This is a genomic window from Ensifer adhaerens (assembly GCF_002940685.1).
In the GTDB taxonomy this organism is placed as follows: Bacteria; Pseudomonadota; Alphaproteobacteria; order Rhizobiales; family Rhizobiaceae; genus Ensifer; species Ensifer adhaerens_E.
The window spans coordinates 186,905-202,405 of sequence record NZ_PNFP01000010.1 but is presented as its reverse complement, the minus strand read 5'-3'; the positions used below and the strand labels follow the sequence as shown (position 1 = coordinate 202,405).

The window sequence follows — 15,501 nt, the reverse complement described above, 5'->3', positions numbered from 1 at the left end:
GCATTGACCGCGGGCGCCGTCTCTCAATTCGGGCGCAGCCGGACCGGGGTATCGACGATCAGCTTGGTCCAGTCGTCGATGAACCGGGAGCGCTGCAGCCGATCCTGCGCGGCAAGCAGCGCCGGGCCGATCCGGATCGGCCGGCCGATGCCCGATTCCACCAGTTTCGCCGGCCCGTCGACCTCGGCCGGCAAGGCGCCGCTGCGCGAAAAGAAGAAGGCCTCCCGCCGTGCCGCGTCCTGACCTCGTTCCGACAGCAGATAATCGAGAAAACGGCCGGCAAGATCGCGGCGTTTCGCGCCGACCGGGACCAGCGCGCCGCGGCTGAGGATCAGCGTGTAGTCGCGCGGCAGCACGATCCTGAGCTTGTCGTTGCGCCGCGCCGCGGCATAGGCGTAGGAGCCGAGGATGTTGTAGCCGATATAGACATTGCCACTGTCGAGTTCCGACAGTACGGCATTGTTGCAGCAGCGCAGCACGGCTTCAGCGCGGCTGAGACTTTCGAGCAGGCGGCCATAGGTGGTCGAGGCCTGCTGCGCATCGAGAAAGGCGAGCAGATACCCGATGCCGGACTGGCGCAGATCATAGGTGCCGATGCGGCCGCGATAGTAATCCGGCTTGAAGCGCAAGAGATCGGTCAGCTCGCCGTGGGTGTGCGGCACGTCCTCGGGCGGGACGAAATCCTTGTGGTAGACTAGGACAGAGGGCTCGAAGGTGAAGCCGAAGACCTCGTCGCGCCAGTTCGCCCAGGCCGGCACGTCGCGGGTTTCCGCCGAGACATGCGACAAGGCACAGCCGTCGTTCGCAAGCTTGACCAGCTGGTCGACAGAGGAGGACAGCAGCAGATCGCCGAACGGTTGGCTTAGTCGGCAGGCGATGTCGGCGTCCCGATAGAGATCGTTGGTCACGTAGTCCGTATAATCGATGGCGACATCCCGCGCCGTCTCCTGAAAATCGCGGATCAGCGGCTCCATCGCCTCGATATCGGTCGCGCCGTTGATGACGAGCCGGCCGCGCTCGGCCTCGAGCGCCGGAAAGAAGGCCCGCGTTCCCTCCACCGCACCGGCCGGGCTGGCAAGGCCAAGGGCCGCGCCGAGCGCCAGTGACCCGAATTGCCGCCACATGCTCATGTCCCCTCCTGATAGAGCGGAATATCGAGAATGACGGTGAAGTCGCGCTCGCCTTTTTCCAGAAACCGGACCGTGCCGCGATGCGCCAACGCCACTTCGGCCGCGATTGCAAAACCGAGCCCCATGCTTCCCTCCCCCGTCTTGGAACTGACGAACCGCGCCGTGACCGCGGACCATTCGTCCGGTGGAATGCCCGGGCCGTCGTCGGCGACCTCCACCAGGCCCCGGTCGTCCTCGCGTCTCACCCGGACCGCCAGCCGTTGCTCGACACCGTGCTGAAGCGCGTTGTCGATGATGTTGGCGATCGCCTCGCGCAGGCTCACCGCATCGCCGCGCACGAAGACGGGCTCGGCACTGTCCTCGAAGGAAACGACGACATCCGGGTCGACGGTGATCGGCACCGTCGAGCGGAACGCCTTCCTTGCGATATCGCCAAGGTCGACCCGCTTGAAGCGTACGGAATCGGACCGGTGGATGACCATGGCATGGCTGAGCAGCTGGTTGGTCAGGCGTGCCAACTGGCTGACGCGGTCCCGCACACGCCCAAGATGCCGTTTGCGGTTGGCGTCGAGGTCGTCGTCGTCGAGCATGTCGACCTGCGCCGAAAGAGCCGTGAGCGGCGTGCGGATCTGGTGTGCCGCATCGGCGATGAAACGCTGAAGCAGGGTGACGCGCTCATCGAGACGGCCCATGAAATGGTTGATCGACCCGACGAAGGGTTTGAGTTCCCGGGGCATGTCGGCATCGACGGGCGTCAGATCCTGAGGATCGCGGGCACGCAGCGCCGCGGCAAGCGCGTCGACGGGCAGCAGCGAATATCGGATGGCAAGCACGGTGCCGGCAAGCGCAAGCAGGCTCATGATGCCGACCAGGATCATGGCGCGGCTCGTCAGTTCGCCTGCAAGCGCGCGCCGCGCCTCGGTCGTCTGCGCCATGACCACATAGGCCCAGCCGGAAAAGGACGGATCCGAAAGCGCCCGCGAGACCACGGCCACGCGGACCGGAACGTTGCGGTACTCCGTTGTCAGGAACACCGGACCCGCCCGCGCCGCGGTAACGTCGACGCCGATGTCGAGATCGTCGTAGCCGGTCAAGGTTCCACCATCCGGGCCGACCACGCGATAGAAAATGCGGTCGCGCTCGGCAAGGCCAAGCAGTTCGAAGGCCGACGACGGCAGCGTCACGCCCAGATTGCCGGCGTCCACGGTCATGTTCGCGGTGATCTGGATCGCCGCGCCGAGCAGCAGCCGGTCATAGGCATCGTCGGCGGCGGCACGGGCGTAGTACCAGGCGGCAGCGGAAAGCAGCGCCGCACCACCGCACAGCACCAGCGCCACGCGTAGCACGAGCCGCCAGAAGAGGGACGTTTCACGCCGCTTCATCGGCCACCAGTTGATAGCCGAGACCACGGATGGTGACGATGCGCACCGACGAGCCCTCGATCTTCTTGCGCAGCCTTCCGACATAGAGTTCGACGGCGTTGGGGTTGACGTTCTCGTCGAAGCCGAAGAGCCGGTCGAGCAGCTCGTCCTTGCTGAAGACCCGGCCAGGCCGCGCAGCCAGCACTTCGAGAAGCGTGATCTCGCGACGCTTGAGCTGGACCTCGCGGTTGCCGACCCGCACCGAGCGGCTGTTGCGGTCAAGAACCAGATCGCCGCACTCGATCACATTGGTCGGATCGCCCTGGCGACGGCGCAGGAGCACGCGCGTGCGGGCTTCGAGTTCCCGGAAATCAAACGGTTTGACGAGATAGTCGTCGGCGCCGAGATCGAGCGCGCCGACCCGATCCTCGATCTCCGAGCGCGCCGTCAGCACCAGCACCGGCGTCGTCTTTTTCCGGGCGCGCAGATGGCGCAGGATCTCGAACCCGTCGAGCCCCGGCAACATGACGTCGAGGATCACGAGATCATAGTCGGTAAATTCGAGTATGTCGGCGGCGGCTTGACCGTCCGTCTGCCAATCGACGGTGTGCCCGACCTTTTCCAGTCGACGGCTGATGGCCTCCCCGACATCCCTCGTGTCCTCCACCAGAAAGATGCGCATGGGCAAGCAGTGACACGGAAGATTTCACCGATCAACCCGGCGGATCTGACCGCTTTCGTGACAGCGTGGTGACAGGTTCGGGGAGGAAAGAAGGCTGCCTGATCGCGACAACGGGAGATGCGGCCAGGGTCTGGAGGACAATCATCGCCGAGGCATTTTCAGGCGGCCGCCACGCGGTCCGTCGATGCCGCTCGATGCCATCAGGATCCTGGATGTCACGCTCGGGCAGAAGCGCGAAAGCGCCTTCAAGAGAACAACTCATGGATGGGAGAGAGACCATGACCCGAACCTTTGTGAAGACCCTTCTGGCGGCCGGCCTTTTCGCCGCCGTGGCATCGCCGGCCGGTGCCGAACCTTCCAAGCCCGAGTGCCTCGCCGGCGCCAAGCCCGGCGGCGGCTTCGACCTGACTTGCCGGCTTGCCGCCAATGCGCTGCTCGAAGCCAAGATCATCGGCAAGCCGATGGCCGTCACCTACATGGAAGGGGGCGTCGGTGCGGTTGCCTACAACCATGTCATCGGCAAGCGCGGCTCAGACGGCAACCTGATCACCGCCGCCTCGTCCGGCTCGGCGCTTTTGATCGCCCAGGGCAAGTTCGGCCAATATGACGAGACCGCCGTGCGCTGGCTCGGCGCGCTCGGCGCCGACTATGGCGTGCTCGTCGTTGCCGCCGATTCGCCCTACAAGAGCCTCAGCGAACTGATCGCCGCCTACAAGGCAAGTCCGACCGACTTCTCGGTCGCCGGCGGCGGCGCCGTCGGCTCGCAGGACTGGATGAAGGGCTCGCTGCTCGCAAAGGCGGCCGGACAGGAGCCGAAGGAGATGCGCTATGTCGCGCTCGAAGGCGGAGGTGCTGTGCTGACGGCGCTCGAAGGCGGCCACGTCAAGGTCGGCGCCGGCGATGCGGCGGAAATGTCCAAGCACCATGCGGCCGGCAAGGTCCGGGTGCTCGCGGTCATGGCGCCCGAACGCCTGCCGGGTGAACTCGCCGAAGTGCCGACCGCCAAGGAACAGGGCGTCGACATCGAATGGCCGGTCTGGCGCGGCTACTATGTCGGCAAGGATGTCTCCGACGCCGACTACAAATGGTGGGCCGATGCCTTCACCAAGCTCGTCGCAACGCCGGAATTCGTGAAGGAGCGCGAGGCGCGCGGTCTCTACGAATATACCCAAGTGGGCGATGCCTTCGACCAGCAGGTCAAGGCCGATGTGGCACGCTTCAAGATCATCGCCAAGGAAGCCGGCATGTAACATACCGGCCGGAGCGGGACGAAGCGCCCGCTCCGCTTGTTTGCCACCACTCTACGGGCTCCCCTGCCGGTCGTCTTATCCGGCCGGATTGAAGACCCGTTCCCTGACGTAAACATCGGGAACCGAACCATGTCAGACACCACATTCTCATCCTCCCGCATCGGCAGGATCGGCGGGCTCTTGATGCTCGCGCTGGCAATTGCCTATGGCATCGGCGGCAGCCAGATCGACTATGCCTTCGCGTCCGATCCGCTCGGCCCACGCGTCGTGCCGGTGCTGCTCGCCATCATCCTTGCCGTGCTCTGCCTCTTCTACCTGAAAAACCCCGGGACGGCCGAAGCCTTCCCGACGGGCCAGCTTCTGGTGAAGATCGTTGCGGTACCGCTCCTGCTTCTCGCATCGGCGTTGCTTCTGGAGCCCGCCGGCTTCGCCGCCTCGATCTTTCTGCTGACGTTTGGCGTCGGCTGGATCTTCGGGGCGCCGCTGCGTCTCGCGCTGATTGGCGGCGTCGGACAGGCGGCCCTCTGGTGGTTCGTCTTTTCCTACCTGCTCGACGTCTATCTGCCCGTCGGCCAGCTGTTCGGCTGACCCGGTTATGGAGTGACCTCAATGAATCTCGATTATCTCTGGAACGGTTTTACCGTCGCCCTGACGATGCAGAACCTGCTGATCGGTCTTGCGGGCTGCTTCATCGGCACCCTGGTCGGCGCGCTCCCGGCAATCGGACCGATCAACGGCATCGCGCTGCTGATCCCGATCGCCTATACGATGGGGCTGCCGGCTGAAAGCACCATGATCCTGCTCGCCGCCGTTTATTGCGGGGCCGAATATGGTGGCCGCATTTCGTCGATCCTTCTGAACGTGCCGGGCGATGCCGGCGCCGTGATGACGGCGCTCGACGGCAACCCGATGGCCCGCCAGGGCCGCGCCGGCGAAGCGTTGATGCTCTCCGGCCTCTCCTCCTTCGTCGGCGGCGTCTTCGGCGCCGTCGGGCTGGCGCTGTTCGCGCCGCTGCTTGCCGGCCTCGCCATCGGCTTCGGCCCGGCCGAATACTTCGTGCTGATGGTGTTCGCCTTCGCAACGCTCGGCTCGATGGTCGGTAGCCAGCCGGTAAAGACGTTGATCGGCTGCACGCTCGGCCTGATGCTTGCGACCGTCGGCCTCGATGCGACCTCGGGCGCCTATCGCTTCACCTTTAACGAGCCGGAACTCGGCGACGGCATCGAATTCGTCGTGCTGGTCATCGGCCTGTTCTCGGTGTCCGAGGCACTGCTGATCCTTGAACACCAGGCAAGCGGCGTCACGGTCATCCGCGAACTCGGCCGCATGACCGCCCGTCTCGACGACATCCGCAAGTCGATCGGCGCGACGCTGCGCGGCTCCGTCATCGGCTTCATCGTCGGCGTGTTGCCTGGCACCGGCGCATCGGTTTCGAGCGCGGTTTCCTATACGACGGAAAAGCGCATCTCCGACACCGAAGGCACCTTCGGCAAGGGCGACGTACGGGGCCTCACGGCCCCCGAGGCTGCCAACAACGCCACCGCCTGCGGCGCCTTCGTGCCGATGCTGACGCTCGGCGTGCCCGGCTCCGGCACGACCGCCGTCATGCTCGGCGCACTGATGCTCTACAACATTCAGCCGGGCCCGATGCTGATCACCGAGCGGCCGGAAGTTGTCGGCGGCCTCGTCGCCTCGCTGTTCATCGGCAACGTGCTCTTGCTTCTCCTCAACCTACCGCTCGTCAACATCTTCGCCCGCGTCTTGACGGTGCCGAACTGGCTGCTGGTTCCGGGCATCCTCGTGCTCTCGGTCGTCGGCGTCTATTCCACCCACGCCTCGGTGTTCTCGATCCTGCTGATGCTCGGCATCGGCATCATCGGCTGGCTGCTTCGAAAGGCCGGCTTCGACATGGCGCCGATCATCCTCGGCTTCGTGCTCGGCCATGTCATGGAGGTGAATCTGCGCAATGCGCTGGCGATCAGCGGCGGCGATATCTCGATCCTGTTCCAGAGCAAGATCTCGATCATTCTCTGGATCCTCGCGGGCGCCATGGCAGTGATGCCGCTCATTGCCGGCTGGAGGAAGGCGAAGCGCATGAAGACCGCCACGAGCTAGCTGATCCCCTCCCTATCGGCTGCTTGGACAGCGGCGTGCGGGTTCATCGCGCGCCGCTGTTGTTGTTTTGGATGCTATAAAGAGAAACGAGATTTAAAATCCATAATAGACTTTTCAGTCCACGCATGATCTAAGGATGGTAATCCAAAGGAAGAGGAAGGTCGTGAACTCGGAACTCCACCCCTATCGCCTGGTCTGCGACGCGATCGCCCTCTTGTTCCAGCCCTATGCCGAAGTCGTGCTGCACGACCTCGGCACCGAAACCGTTGTCCATATTGCCGGCAACTTCTCCAAGCGCGAGATCGGCGAACCCTCGCTGCTCAGCGAAATCGGTTTCGACGAAGGCGACGCGATCATCGGTCCCTACGAGAAGGTCAACTGGGACGGCCGCTCGATCAAGGCGATCAGCGCCGTGCTGCGAAACGAGGCCGGCAAGGCGGTCGGCGTGCTCTGCATCAATGCCGACGTCTCGGACTTTCAAGCGGCGCTGAGGACGCTCAACGCGCTCGTCCGCGTGCCGACCGCCGGCGACAAGCCCGAAAGCCTGTTCAAGGAGGACTGGCATGAGCGCGTCAACGAATATGTCCAGCAATGGACAACGGTGCGCGGGCTGACGATCTCGACCATGAGCCGCACCGACAAGCAGGCGCTGGTGATCGCCCTTTCCGCTGATGGCGCCTTCGGCGGCAAGAACGCCGCTTCCTACATCTCGCGCATCCTCGGCATGGGCCGGGCGACCGTCTACAAATATCTGAGCCAGACGGGCGCACCATGATTGTCGTCAGCCGCGAACAGCTTGCAGCCCTGCCTCTGCTGACGCTCGCAGCACCTGCCGTCCGCGACGCCTATGTCGCCCTCACCGACGGCCGCGCCAGCCTGCCGCCGGTCGGTTACCTGCCGCTTCCCGGCCGCAACGCCGATTGCCACATCAAGTATGGCTATATCGAGGGCGACCCGATCTTCGTGGTAAAGATCGCTTCCGGCTTCTACGACAATCCGGCCAAGGGACTGCCGTCGAGCAACGGCATGATGGTCGCCGTCTCGGCCGAAACCGGAGGCGTTGTCGCGGTGCTCGACGACAAGGGCTTGCTGACCGATCTGCGCACCGGCATCGGCGGCGCGATTGCGACCATGCCGCTCTGGCGCAAGGACGCCCGCAAGATCGGGATCGTCGGTACAGGCACGCAGGCTCGCGTTCAGATCCGCGCCCTTGCCTCTCTCTCGGATCGTCCGTTGCGGTTCACGGTCTGGGGGCGGTCCCTGGAAAGGGCGAATGCCGTGCTTGCGGACCTTGCAGACCTCGATCTTCCCGTCGCGGCAACAACCGATCTCGAAACGTTGTGCCGCCAGTCCGACGCAATCGTGACGACGACGCCCTCGAAAGAGCCGCTGATCCGGTCGGACTGGATCGCACCCGGCACCCACATCACCGCCATGGGCGCGGACGCGCCCGGCAAGCAGGAACTCGACACCGCCCTCGTTGCCCGCGCCGACCGCCTCGTCGTCGATCTTGCCGAGCAATGCCTCGACCATGGCGAATTCTCCGTTGCCGCGCGCGCCGGGCTGATCGATGAGAACCGCTGCATTGCCCTCGGGGCTGTCCTCTCCGGCGCCACCGAGGGTCGGCGTTCGGATCGGGACATTACCATCGCCGATCTGACGGGGATCGCGACGCAGGATATCGCCATCGCCCGCACGGCGCTTGACGAACTCGGCCTGCTTCACGGCACGCAAGGAACAACGTCATGATCAAAGACGTCCTCGAAACCGCCGCGCGCTCCGTCAGGGCACGCCAGCGCATCCGCCCCTTCATCTACGAGACGCCGCTGATCCCGTCGCGCACGATCGGGCGGCAGACATCCTCGACGGTGCTGTTCAAGGCGGAGAACCTGCAGCTGACCGGCTCCTTCAAGATCCGGGGCGCTGCCAGCAAGATGACGTCGTTGCCGCGGGACCAGCAGGTGATCACCGCCTCTTCGGGCAATCACGGCATTGGCGCTGCCCATGCGGCAAGCGCGATCGGCCAGAGATTGACGGTCGTGCTGCCGGAGATCGTCAAGCCGGCGAAACTCGATCGCATCCGCGCCTACGGCGTCGACGTCGTTCTCCACGGCTCCGAGACCGGGCTTGCCGAACAGCACGCGCAAAAACTGGCCGAAATGGAAAAGCGCGTTTACGTCTCGCCCTACAACGACCCTGATATCATCGCCGGACAGGGCACGATCGCGCTCGAACTTCTGGAGCAGGCCGAACGCATTGACAATGTCTTCATCGCCATGGGCGGCGGCGGACTGATCAGCGGCATCGGCTCGGTGCTGAAGAGTTTCAGCCCCCATACCCGCATCGTCGGCGTTTCCGCCGCAAACTCGGCAGCACTGGCCGCTTCGATGAAAGCCGGCCGGGTGGTCGAGACCGAACACCTGGACACGCTCGCCGAGGCCGTCGCCGGCGGTCTGGGCGAAGGCAGCGTGACGCTCGGGCTTTCGACGGCCGTGATCGATGAGGTCGTGACCTGCACGGAAGCGGAGATCGCGGCCTCGATGCGCGACCTGCTTCTCGACGAGCACATGCTGGTGGAGGGTGCGGCGGCGCTGGCGCTTGCCGGCTTCCGGCAGATGGCGGAAAAATGTGCCGGCCAGACCAACGTTATCCTGCTTTGCGGCGGCAATGTCGACGGTACGAGCGTGCTGCCTTCGTTGCTTGGCTAGAGACGCCGAGATACAGCGCAAGGGCAACAGCGCTTCACGTTCAAAGACTGACGCGCTCGACGTAGTAACGCGGGATCTTCACCCGATCCCGGTCGCGGTAGAAGTCGATGCAGAAATCGACGAAGGCCTTGAAGCGCTTCGAGACGTGCCGGCGACGGGAATAGATGAGGTTGATCGCCGTCTGCGGCGAGCGCCAGTCCGATAGCACCGGTTCCAGCAGTCCCGCCTGCCGCTCGGTCTCGACGAAGAAATCCGGCAGATAGGCGATGCCTTCGCCCGCGACCGCGAAATACTTGATCGTCCAGTAGTCGTTGGTGGTGCAGGTCGCCGCCGGCAGCAGGTCCACCTCGTCCTCGCCTGACTGCGTCAGATACCAGGATTGCAGCCGTGTCGGCTGGCGAAAGACGAGGCCGCGATGACCGGCAAGCGCGTCCGGGTTTTCCGGTTGCCCGTGGCGCGCGATGTATTGGGGGCTGGCGAAGAGGCCGTAGGACGAGACCGAAAGCCTGCGGCTGATATAGTCGACATCCGACGGCTCGCCCCAATGGAAGATGCCGTCGAGCGCCTGCTCGGTGACATCGGAAAAAGGCTGGCGCGAGGTGAGAAAGACGACGTCGAGATTGACCTGCGGATATTGCTGGCGAAAGGCGTAAAGCAGTTCGGAGGTGATCGTCGTGCCGAACTCACCTGTGGACCCGACCCTCAGCGTGCCCGCCACCTCCTGGCGCATCTCCGCCATCGCCGTTGCCGCATCGTCGCAGTTCGACTGGATAAGCCGTGCATAGCGCAGGAATTCCGCGCCCGCATCGGTGACGTGCAGCTGATGCCCCTCGCGCACGAAGAGCTCGATGCCGAACTCGTCCTCCAATTGCCGGATCTTGTGGCTGAGCGTCGACTTCGGCAGCCGATGGCGACGCGAAGCCGCTGAAATCGAACGGGAATCGGCGACTTTTACGAAGCAGTCGATAAGGGAGAGATCCATCTTTCGTCCAAAATCTTGCACGATATGTCCATGGATTAGCCTGTTTCGGCCCATTGTGCAAACAGTCGGGAATTGGGAATATTCACTGGAGCTAAGGGAGAAGAGGTTCCAGTGAGCGATATCAGAGACTTCATTCGCGCCGCATCGGGCACCGGCGGCAAGGCAACACTGGCGATCCGCGGCGGTCGCCTGGTCAATGTGGTCTCCGAAGAGATCTATCAGGCCGACGTCGCCATCTATGGCGAACGCATCATCGCCGTCGGCGATATCGCCGACTATATCGGCCCTGAGACCAGGATCGTCGACGCCACCGGCAAGTATCTGGCTCCGGGCATGATCGACGGGCACCTGCATGTCGAATGCTCGAAGATGTCGCTCACGAGCTTCGCCAAGGCCGTCGTGCCGCTCGGCACGACCTCGATCGTCACCGGCCTCGACCAGATCATCGTCGTCGGCGGCCCGGCTGCGGCGCGCGAGTTCCTCGATGAAGCCAAACAGACGCCGCTCAAGGTCTTCTGGGGCGCGCCGTGCAAGACGCCCTACACCATGCCGCGCTCGACCGTCGGCCACTATTTCAGCCCGGCCGACCACGAGGCGACGCACCACTGGCCGGAATGCGTCGGTATCTGGGAAACCGTGCGCGAATTCATCCAGGAGGAAGACGCCGACGTGCTGGCGGCGCTGGAACTTGCCGAAAAGAGCCGCCTGCCGGTGCTCGGCTGCTGCCCGATGACGCGCGGCGCGCGGCTCAACGGCTACCAGCAGTCGGGCGTGCGCGCCGACCATGAGAGCTACACGCCGGAGGAAATGCTCGAAAAGCTGCGGGCCGGCATGCATGTGGTCGTGCGTGAATCCTCGATCTCGCACTTCCTTTCCGACAACCTGCGCATCGTCACGGAAATGGGCGCCAAGGCGCTGCGCCGCATCAGCTTCTGCACCGACGACGTGGTGGCGAGCGACATCCTGAAGCGGGGGCATCTCGACAACATGGTGCGCATGGCGATCGCCATGGGCGTCTCGCCGATGGCGGCGATCCAGATGGCGACGATCAACGGAGCCGATGCACTGCGCATCGACGACAAGGTGGGCTCGATCTCGCCCGGCCGTGCCGCCGACATCCTGCTCGTTGACGACCTGCGCAACTTCAGCATCGAAACCGTCGTCGCCAAGGGCGAAGTCGTCGCCCGTGACGGCCGGATGGCAATCGAGCTGATCCCGCCGCAGCGCAGCGTCGCCCTTCTCAATTCAGTGAAGGTCGAGCCGCTTCAGCCCGGCGATCTCAAGGTCGCCTATGCCGGCGCCGGCGACACGGCAGAAGCAATGGCGATCGCCGTCACCCCGGAGAAGATCTTCGTGCGCACCCGCCGCGACGTGACGCTTGCGGTCAAGGACGGCCAGGTGCTCGCCGATCCCGCCAAGGACGTGCAGTACGTCACCGTCGTCGAGCGCTACGGCAAGACAAGCAACCGCCCGGTCGCCTTCACCTCCGGCTTCGGCCTCAAGGAAGGCGCGATCGCCAGCTCCACCGCACCCGACGATAACAACATCATCTGCATCGGCGCCGATCTCGAGGACATGCGCATCGCCATCAACCACCTGATCGCCAACAATGGCGGCCAGGTGGTGGTCAGGAACGGCAAGATCGAAGCCTTCCTGCACCTGCCGATCGGCGGCATCGTCTCGGACATCGAACCGGCCGAGATGGCGGCGCTGGAGGATCAGCTCGACGATGCGGCCCGCGCGCTCGGCTGCCCGCTGCCCTGGCCCTTCATGTACATGTTCGTGTTGCAGATCACCGCGATCCCGGAATATGCGATCACCGATCTCGGTGTCGTCGACTGCGTGGGCTTGAAGGTGATCTCGCCGTTCTCGCCCGCAGGCGGAAACGAGCGCGCCGAAGCTGCGGAATAGCACTCAAGGAGGGGGCCGGTCATGCCGGCCCCCTCTGCCGTTTCAAAAAAGGGGAACAAAATGAACATCCAGAACAAGACCGTGGAGGCGGCATCGGGCCCGGAGAGATCCTGGTTCGCAGCGCTGCTTGACCGCTACTTCCAGATTTCGCGGCTCGGCTCGACCGTCCGCACCGAGATCCTCGCAGGCCTCACCACCTTTCTCGCCGCCTCCTATGTCATCGTCGTCAATCCCTCGATCCTTTCGCATGCGGGTATTCCGTTTTCGGCGGGCGTGACGGCGACGGTGCTCGTCAGCTTCATCGGCAGCTGCGCCATGGGGCTCTATGCGCGCAGCCCCATCCTGGTCGCGCCCGGCATGGGCATCAACGCGCTCTTTGCCTATACGATGGTGGTCGGCGCCAAGGTGCCGCTCGAAGTCGCGCTCGGCTGCGTCTTCTGGGCCGGCGTGCTCTTCACCATCATGGCGTTCTTCAACCTGCGCCAGACGATCATCGAGGCGATTCCGGTCGATCTGCGCTACGGCATCGCCAGCGGCATCGGCCTCTTCATCGCGCTGATCGGCCTGGAAAACGCCAAGTTCATCGTCGCCAACCCCGACACGATCGTCGGTCTCACGCAGTTCAACCCGGTCACCCTCACCTTCATCGCCGGCTTCATACTGACGGTCGCTCTCGTGGTGCGCCGCGTTCCCGGCGCGATGATGGCCGGCATGATCCTGACGACGATCCTTGCGGTCCCGATCGGCCGCTGGTGGGGCGACGGCAGCGCCTTCTGGCCGGAAACGCCTGATGTACACACGCTCGTCAACTGGAGCGGTTTTACCGCTGCACCGGACTTCAGCTTCGTCGGCCAGATCGATCTCCTGGGCGCGCTGAACCTGATCTACCTGCCCTTCATTTTCGTCTTCCTGTTCACCAACTTCATCGAGGCGCTCTCGACCTTCCTCGGCCTTGCGGAAGCGGCCGACCTCAAAGACGAGACCGGCATGCCGCGCAACATTCGCGAATCCATGCATGTCGATGCGATCGCCGCGCTGATCTCGGCCCCGCTCGGCACCAGCCCGGCGACCGTCTATCTCGAATCCGGCGCCGGCATCCAGCAGGGCGGCCGCACCGGCCTCGTCGCGCTCATTGCGGGTCTTCTGTTCGTGCCCTTCCTGTTCCTGTCGCCGCTGCTTTCGCTGGTGCCGGCGATTGCGACGGCACCCGTCCTGATCCTCACCGGCCTCTTCATATCCGAGCCGATCAGCAACATCCGCTGGAACGCGCTTGACGAGGCGATCCCGGCGTTCCTCGCGATCGTCTTGATCCCGCTCACCTTCTCGATCACGCTCGGCCTGTCGCTTGCGATCATCGCCTATGTGCTGATCAAGCTGGTCTGCGGCCGCGCCGGCGATGTAAGACCGGTCATGTGGTTCGTGGCCCTGCTTGCCGCAGCGCTCGTCGCCCAGACCCAGTAACCGCCAGAAAATCCGACGGCGCCCTTAATGCAAGGGCGTCGACATCGCCCATCCGAAGGAAACCGTCATGCTTCAATCCTGGTCGAAGACCGCACCCGAACTGGTCGACGTCGCCATGGGCCGCAAGCCCGCCGATCTCGTGATCCGCAACGGCAAATGGGTCAACGTCTATTCCGGCGAGATCATTCCCGGCACCGATATCGCCGTCAAAGCCGGCCGCTTCGCCTATGTCGGCCCGAATGCCAGCCACACCATCGGCGAAGGCACCAGGGTCGTCGACGCTGGCGGCCGCTATCTCGTGCCCGGTCTCTGCGACGCCCACATGCATGTCGAAAGCGGCCTCGTCACCGTTACCGAATTTGCCCGCGCCGTCATCCCGCACGGCACCACCACCATGTTCATCGACCCGCACGAGATCGCAAACGTGCTCGGCCTTGCCGGCGTCCGGCTGATGAACGAGGAGGCCCAGAGCCTGCCGGTCAACGTGCTCGTCCAGGTGCCGAGCTGCGTGCCGAGCGCACCGGGGCTCGAGACCGCGGGCGCCGAGCTTTCGGCTGAGGACGTTGCCGAGGCGCTCGCCTGGCCGAACGTCATCGGCCTTGGCGAAATGATGAATTTCCCGGGTGTTGCCGGAAACGATCCGAAGATGATGGCCGAGATCGCCGCCACCCAGGACGCGCGGCTGACCGTCGGCGGGCACTATGCCTCACCGCATCTCGGCCGCGAGTTCCACGCCTATGCCGCCGGCGGTCCGGCCGACGACCACGAAGGCACGACGGTCGACGACGCAATTGCCCGCGTGCGTCAGGGCATGCGCGCCATGCTGCGCCTCGGCTCCGCCTGGTACGATGTCGCGGCACAGATCAAGGCCGTCACCGAATCCGGCCTCGATCCGCGCAACTTCCTGCTCTGCACCGACGACAGCCATTCCGGCACGCTGGTTCACGACGGACACATGAACCGCGTCGTGCGCCATGCCATCGCACAAGGCCTGAAGCCCGTGACCGCGATCCAGATGGCGACGCTCAACACCGCCCAGCATTTCGGCCTGGAGCGCGAAATCGGCTCGATCGCACCGGGTCGCCGCGCAGACCTGATCGTCACCTCGGACCTCGCCGCGCTGCCGATCGAGATGGTCTTTGCCCGCGGCGAGTTGATGGCCGAGAACGGCACACTCGCGCGCGATATCCCGGCCTATGTCTACCCGGAAAGCGCCCGCAACACCGTCCACCTTGGCCGGTTACTGGCCGCCGCGGATTTCGACATCCCATCCAACGCACGGGCGACGCGCGCGCGGGTCAATGTCATCGGCGTCGTCGAGAACCAGGCGCCGACGCGGGCGCTTCAGGCCGAGGTCGCAATCGAGAACGGCCTTGTGCAGATGGACCGGGCCAACGACGTCTGCCAGATCGCGCTCGTCGAGCGCCACCGCGGCACCGGCGACGTGGTCAATGCCTTCGTCTCCGGCTTCGGGTATGACAGCGATTGCGCCATGGCGAGCACGGTCGCCCATGACAGCCACCATATGATCGTCGTCGGCACGAACAAGGCGGACATGGCCAAGGCTGCCAACCGCCTGCATGAGGTCGGCGGCGGCATCGTCGTCATAAAGGAAGGCCGCGAACTGGCCCTGGTCGAGCTGCCCGTCGCCGGCCTGATGTCGGATCAGCGCGCGGAGATCGTCGCCGAGAAAGCGGCCGCCATCGTCGAGGCCATGCGCGCCTGTGGCTGCCGGCTGAACAACGCCTATATGCAGCACTCGCTGCTGGCGCTCGTCGTCATTCCGGAACTGCGGATTTCCGACAAGGGCCTGATCGACGTCCGGACCTTCCAGAAGACCGACGTGATTCTGAGCACGCACTCAGCATAACAGCGATTGGCCACCGGCAACCCGGTGGCCA

Annotated in this window: 13 protein-coding genes; 9 read left to right on the top strand and 4 right to left on the bottom strand. The window is 64.5% G+C overall.

The window, feature by feature from the left end:
• Nucleotides 1–23: 23 nt before the first annotated feature.
• From C1A35_RS20430 to C1A35_RS20420, 3 genes are read right to left on the bottom strand one after another with little or no spacing between them, the layout of a single operon-like run.
• Nucleotides 24–1,130, bottom strand: coding sequence for an ABC transporter substrate-binding protein (locus tag C1A35_RS20430; protein WP_234822922.1), 1,107 nt, complete (start codon nt 1,128–1,130; stop codon nt 24–26).
• Nucleotides 1,127–2,512 (bottom strand): sensor histidine kinase, encoded by a 1,386-nt coding sequence (locus tag C1A35_RS20425; RefSeq protein WP_104666073.1) that lies wholly within the window; start codon nt 2,510–2,512, stop codon nt 1,127–1,129. Before C1A35_RS20425 ends, C1A35_RS20430 begins: the two co-directional genes overlap by 4 nt.
• On the bottom strand, nt 2,499–3,173 hold the full coding sequence (locus C1A35_RS20420; RefSeq protein WP_104666072.1) for a response regulator transcription factor: 675 nt from the start codon (nt 3,171–3,173) through the stop codon (nt 2,499–2,501). The genes C1A35_RS20425 and C1A35_RS20420 overlap by 14 nt, the downstream gene beginning before the upstream one ends.
• Nucleotides 3,174–3,451: 278 nt before the next feature.
• Here C1A35_RS20420 and C1A35_RS20415 point away from each other — a divergent pair, with 278 nt between their 5' ends.
• The 6 genes from C1A35_RS20415 to C1A35_RS20390 all read left to right on the top strand — a co-directional run bounded on the left by C1A35_RS20415 (nt 3,452) and on the right by C1A35_RS20390 (nt 9,246).
• Nucleotides 3,452–4,423: a Bug family tripartite tricarboxylate transporter substrate binding protein gene (locus C1A35_RS20415; protein WP_104666071.1), complete on the top strand. Its 972-nt coding sequence runs from the start codon at nt 3,452–3,454 to the stop codon at nt 4,421–4,423.
• 129 nt (nt 4,424–4,552) lie between these two features.
• Nucleotides 4,553–5,011, top strand: a complete 459-nt coding sequence (locus tag C1A35_RS20410) for a tripartite tricarboxylate transporter TctB family protein (protein WP_104666070.1) — start codon at nt 4,553–4,555, stop codon at nt 5,009–5,011.
• A 21-nt stretch (nt 5,012–5,032) separates the two neighbouring features.
• Nucleotides 5,033–6,538: a tripartite tricarboxylate transporter permease gene (locus C1A35_RS20405; protein WP_104666069.1), complete on the top strand. Its 1,506-nt coding sequence runs from the start codon at nt 5,033–5,035 to the stop codon at nt 6,536–6,538.
• 163 nt (nt 6,539–6,701) lie between these two features.
• Entirely contained in the window at nt 6,702–7,313 is a 612-nt protein-coding gene (locus tag C1A35_RS20400) for a helix-turn-helix transcriptional regulator (RefSeq protein ID WP_234822921.1), read from the top strand.
• Nucleotides 7,310–8,287 carry an ornithine cyclodeaminase family protein gene (locus C1A35_RS20395; RefSeq protein WP_104666067.1) on the top strand — a complete coding sequence of 326 codons (978 nt, stop codon included), beginning with the start codon at nt 7,310–7,312 and terminating at the stop codon, nt 8,285–8,287. The genes C1A35_RS20400 and C1A35_RS20395 overlap by 4 nt, the downstream gene beginning before the upstream one ends.
• The gene (locus tag C1A35_RS20390; RefSeq protein ID WP_104666066.1) at nt 8,284–9,246 is read left to right on the top strand and encodes a pyridoxal-phosphate dependent enzyme; all 963 of its coding nucleotides are present in this window, start codon (nt 8,284–8,286) and stop codon (nt 9,244–9,246) included. Before C1A35_RS20395 ends, C1A35_RS20390 begins: the two co-directional genes overlap by 4 nt.
• A gap of 40 nt (nt 9,247–9,286) precedes the next feature.
• On the opposite strand, the gene C1A35_RS20385 is transcribed toward C1A35_RS20390, so the two are convergent.
• Nucleotides 9,287–10,228: a LysR family transcriptional regulator gene (locus tag C1A35_RS20385; RefSeq protein WP_104666065.1), complete on the bottom strand. Its 942-nt coding sequence runs from the start codon at nt 10,226–10,228 to the stop codon at nt 9,287–9,289.
• Between the two features lie 111 nt (nt 10,229–10,339).
• Here C1A35_RS20385 and C1A35_RS20380 point away from each other — a divergent pair, with 111 nt between their 5' ends.
• From C1A35_RS20380 to ade, 3 genes are all read left to right on the top strand, one after another.
• A complete protein-coding gene (locus C1A35_RS20380; RefSeq protein WP_104666064.1) occupies nt 10,340–12,139 on the top strand; it encodes an adenine deaminase in 1,800 nt (599 codons plus the stop codon).
• A 60-nt stretch (nt 12,140–12,199) separates the two neighbouring features.
• Nucleotides 12,200–13,600, top strand: coding sequence for an NCS2 family permease (locus C1A35_RS20375; protein ID WP_104666063.1), 1,401 nt, complete (start codon nt 12,200–12,202; stop codon nt 13,598–13,600).
• Between the two features lie 67 nt (nt 13,601–13,667).
• On the top strand, nt 13,668–15,470 hold the full coding sequence (gene ade, locus C1A35_RS20370) for an adenine deaminase (protein WP_104666062.1): 1,803 nt from the start codon (nt 13,668–13,670) through the stop codon (nt 15,468–15,470).
• Nucleotides 15,471–15,501 lie beyond the last annotated feature (31 nt).